Origin of the sequence: Nocardia sp. NPDC058497, assembly GCF_042720195.1 — a bacterium.
In the GTDB taxonomy this organism is placed as follows: domain Bacteria; phylum Actinomycetota; class Actinomycetes; order Mycobacteriales; family Mycobacteriaceae; genus Nocardia.
Window position 1 is genome coordinate 1 of sequence record NZ_JBHXMY010000620.1, and the last position, 3404, is coordinate 3404.

A 3404-nucleotide genomic window follows, 5' to 3' on the forward strand; every position below is an offset into this window, starting at 1 on the left:
GCACCGCCCGCCGGGGTGGATTGGTGGTAGACCGGGCCGTGACGGTCTTCCTTGTTGACCGGGGTGGTGCCGCCGGCCGGATCGATCCGCTCGGCCCGCGCCGCGATCGCCCTGGTCGCCGCCGCCGCGTCCTCGATCGCGATCCCCGGCTCCACCGGAACGAACACGTGTAATCCCTTGGCACCACTGGTCTTCACCGCCCCGTCGAGCCCGTCGGCGGTGAGCGCGGCCCGGATCAGGTGGGCACCCGCCGCAGCATCACGAAAGGTCTGCCCCGGCGAGGGATCGAGATCGAGCACCACATGCGTCGGCCCGGCACTGTGATCGACCGGCAACAAGGTCGGGTGGTACTCGACCGCACGCTGATTGCCGAACCACAACAGCGTCCGCTCATCATTACCGAGGGCGTAGGTGACCTCCCGATGCGAACTCTCCGCCCACACCGTCACCCGCGGCACCCACTCCGGCGTGTACTTGGGCAGATTCTTCTGCATGAACGGCTCCTGCCCCGGCCGTACCCGCACCACCGACAGCGGCCGGTCCCGCAGCACCCGCACCAGCCGCTCGGCGGCGAACTCGAGATAGTCGACAAGATCCCGTTTGGTCGCCTCGGCGCCGTCGAACAGCGGCTGATCGAGATTCGACATCTCGACCCCGCCCCGCACTTCCTTACCGGCCATCGCCCCACCTTCCCCCGGCTACCCGGGCAGGTCAACCACCGCCTGCCCGCACTGGCCGGATCCGTGTCGATGTGCCGCGTCGACGACGAACGACGGCAGACCAAGGCTGCGCCGGAAGAACTCGTAGCCGAGGGCGGTCGACCGCGCCGCGTGCCGCTTGCCCGCCGAACGCCGGTGGCCACCCTCGGTCTGTTCGCAGTACCAGACCTCGTGACCGGCCGCTTCCAGCCTGGCCACCATCTTTCTGGCATGACCTGGGTGTACTCGGTCGTCACCGCTTGATGCCGTGATCAGGACGGGCGGGTACGCGCGTCCTGGCTCGACGTGGTGATACGGCGAATACGCGCGGAGAAAGGCCAGGTCGTCGGCGTCGTCCGGGTCGCCGTACTCCGCGATCCAGGAGGCCCCCGCCGAAAGCCGCTGATACCGCGCCATGTCGAACAGCGGCATGTGGCAAGCCAAGGCGCCGAACAGTTCCGGATACCGGGTCAGCATGACGCCGACCAGCAGGCCACCGTTGCTGCGGCCGGTCGCGCCGAGCTGCCCGGGCGTCGTGATCGCACGGTCGACGAGGTCGCGCGCGACCGCTGCGAAATCTTCGAATGCTCGAACCCGCCCTGCGCGCCGTGCGCGGTCGTGCCATGCCGGTCCGTACTCTGCCCCGCCGCGAATATTCGCGACGACGCTGATTCCGCCGTCCTCGAGCCACGCGGCACCCACGGCACCGTCGTAGCGGGGCAGCAGCGACTTCCCGAATCCGCCGTATCCCCGCATCAGTGTCGGACCGGTCGCACCCGCTCGCCTCGTGACGAAATAGGGCACGCGCGTGCCGTCCGCCGACTCCGCGAAGTACTGCTCGGTCGCCATCCCGTCGGCATCGAAGAACGCCGGAGAGTGCTTGATCAGCGTCGGCACCGTTCCCGGTGCGGCCAGGAACACGGCGGACGGCTGCGTGAATCCCGTCGACTTGATCAAGAACTCGTCGTTGTCGAGCGGATCGGCGCCCGCGATCGAGCTCTTCGTCATCGGTGCCGGATCAGGCAGCCACTCCAGCGACCAACCGGTCGACGACGGCGTAGCGACCGCGATCTGCGTCCGGACGTCACGCATCACCGTGAGCAGCAGGTGATTCGCAGTCCAGTGCGCATCGAGCAGTGCTGTTCGTTCGTCCGGCGCGAACACGATCTCGAATGTTGCCTCGCCTAGGAGGAATTCGGACAGGCTGCACGCGAGAACGGCGCCGGCGGGGTAGCGGGTGCCGTCGGTTTCCCAGGTGGATCGGGTCGCGACGACGAGGGTGTCGCGGTGCCACATGACCGCCGCGTCACCGGGCAGATCCAGGCAAACAGGTCCGGCGTCGGTCAGCAGATGGAACTCCTGACGCGCCGTATCGATCACCCTGACCGCGTAATGCCGCTCGTGACCGGGAGTCTTGTCATATCCCGCGCTGACGCAGATGTCGCCGACCCGGCCCTCGAAGACGGTGACCGCGTCAGCGATCGGCGTGCCACGGTGCCAGCGTTTCGCCAGCCGCGGATAGCCGGACCTGGTGCGGCTGCCGTCCCCGAAGTTCGTGCCGACGTAGATCGAGTTCTCGTCGATCCAGCTGACCCGCGTCTTGGCCGCGGGAACGCAGAAGCCGTCCGCGACGAACTTGCGTGTGGTGAGGTCGAATTCGCGGACCTCGACGGCGTCGGAACCACCGCGAGACAGCTGCACGAGCGCCCGCGATTGCGCCGGCCGCAGGATCGCCGCTCCGCTCCATATCCAGTTCTCGGTCTCGGCCTCGGCGAGGGCATCGAGGTCGAGCAGCACCTCCCAGTCGGGACTGCCGGTGCGGTACCGATCGAGGGTGGTCCGTCGCCAGAGGCCACGTGGATGTGTCTTGTCGCGCCAGAGGTTGTAGTACCAGTGCCCCACCCGGTGTGGCGTGGCAATTCGGCCACGATCCTCCCGCATCCCCAGAATTCGGTGGCTGAGCTGGTCGAATGCGGGACCGGAACCGAACGCGGAGCGCGTCGCCGCCGTCCGGCTCGCGGCCCAGGCCAGTACCGCGGGGTCGTCGACTCCTTCGAGCCGGCGGTACGGGTCGGTGCCGGCTACGGCAGGCGCGGAGTTAGCCACGAATCGACAGTCCCGCGAGGGGTTCACCCCGCTTGCGGGCCAGGTACCAGCGGCGGGCCTGGTCCAGCCGATCCCGACCGTGGCGGATGACCGGAAGTTGCGTCGCCAGATGCGAGGTGTAGCTCCAGGGATCTTCGGGGTGGTACCGCCAGGCATGCGCGTGGGCGACATCGACGAGGTCTCCCGCGAGGTTCTGCTCGGCGTTCTCGAACCACGCCGTGCTCGTGCGTCCGGCGGCGGCGGTCCGGGACAGTGCCGCGCACCGCTTGCGTGAATAGCGCTCGAGCGCCTCGGCGCGGGTGGGCCGACGGTGCAGCGACGTCGCGAGTTCGGCGGCGTCCATCATCGCCAGACCGGTGCCGGAACCCATGGTGAAGTGGACCGTATGCGCGGCGTCGCCGAGGAGAACGATGTTGTCGTGGTGGAAGGTCTCGTTCCTGGTTTCGACGTAGCGCGCCCAGTGGACCGGTCGTCCGCGGTCGCGGGGGTTGAGCGAACCACCCGCGCGGGGCCCGGGTAAGAAAGAAAAGCGGACGGGGTCTTATAAACAAATTACACAGCCCCCGCAAATATATGGGTTTTTAAAGGGGGGGGGCGGGT

At 68.0% G+C, this 3404-nt stretch carries 3 protein-coding genes; all 3 read right to left on the reverse strand.

Annotated features, from left to right (window positions below):
- Nucleotides 1-680, reverse strand: a 680-nt coding sequence (locus ACFWPJ_RS28330) for an ATP-dependent DNA ligase (RefSeq protein WP_378855880.1), incomplete at its 3' end; no start/stop codon positions are given.
- An 18-nt stretch (nt 681-698) separates the two neighbouring features.
- Nucleotides 699-2804: a prolyl oligopeptidase family protein gene (locus tag ACFWPJ_RS28335; protein WP_378855882.1), complete on the reverse strand. Its 2106-nt coding sequence runs from the start codon at nt 2802-2804 to the stop codon at nt 699-701.
- Complete coding sequence (locus ACFWPJ_RS28340) at nt 2797-3216, reverse strand: FAD-dependent monooxygenase (RefSeq protein ID WP_378855884.1); 420 nt, start codon at nt 3214-3216, stop codon at nt 2797-2799. The genes ACFWPJ_RS28335 and ACFWPJ_RS28340 overlap by 8 nt, the downstream gene beginning before the upstream one ends.
- Between the last annotated feature and the right edge of the window lie 188 nt (nt 3217-3404).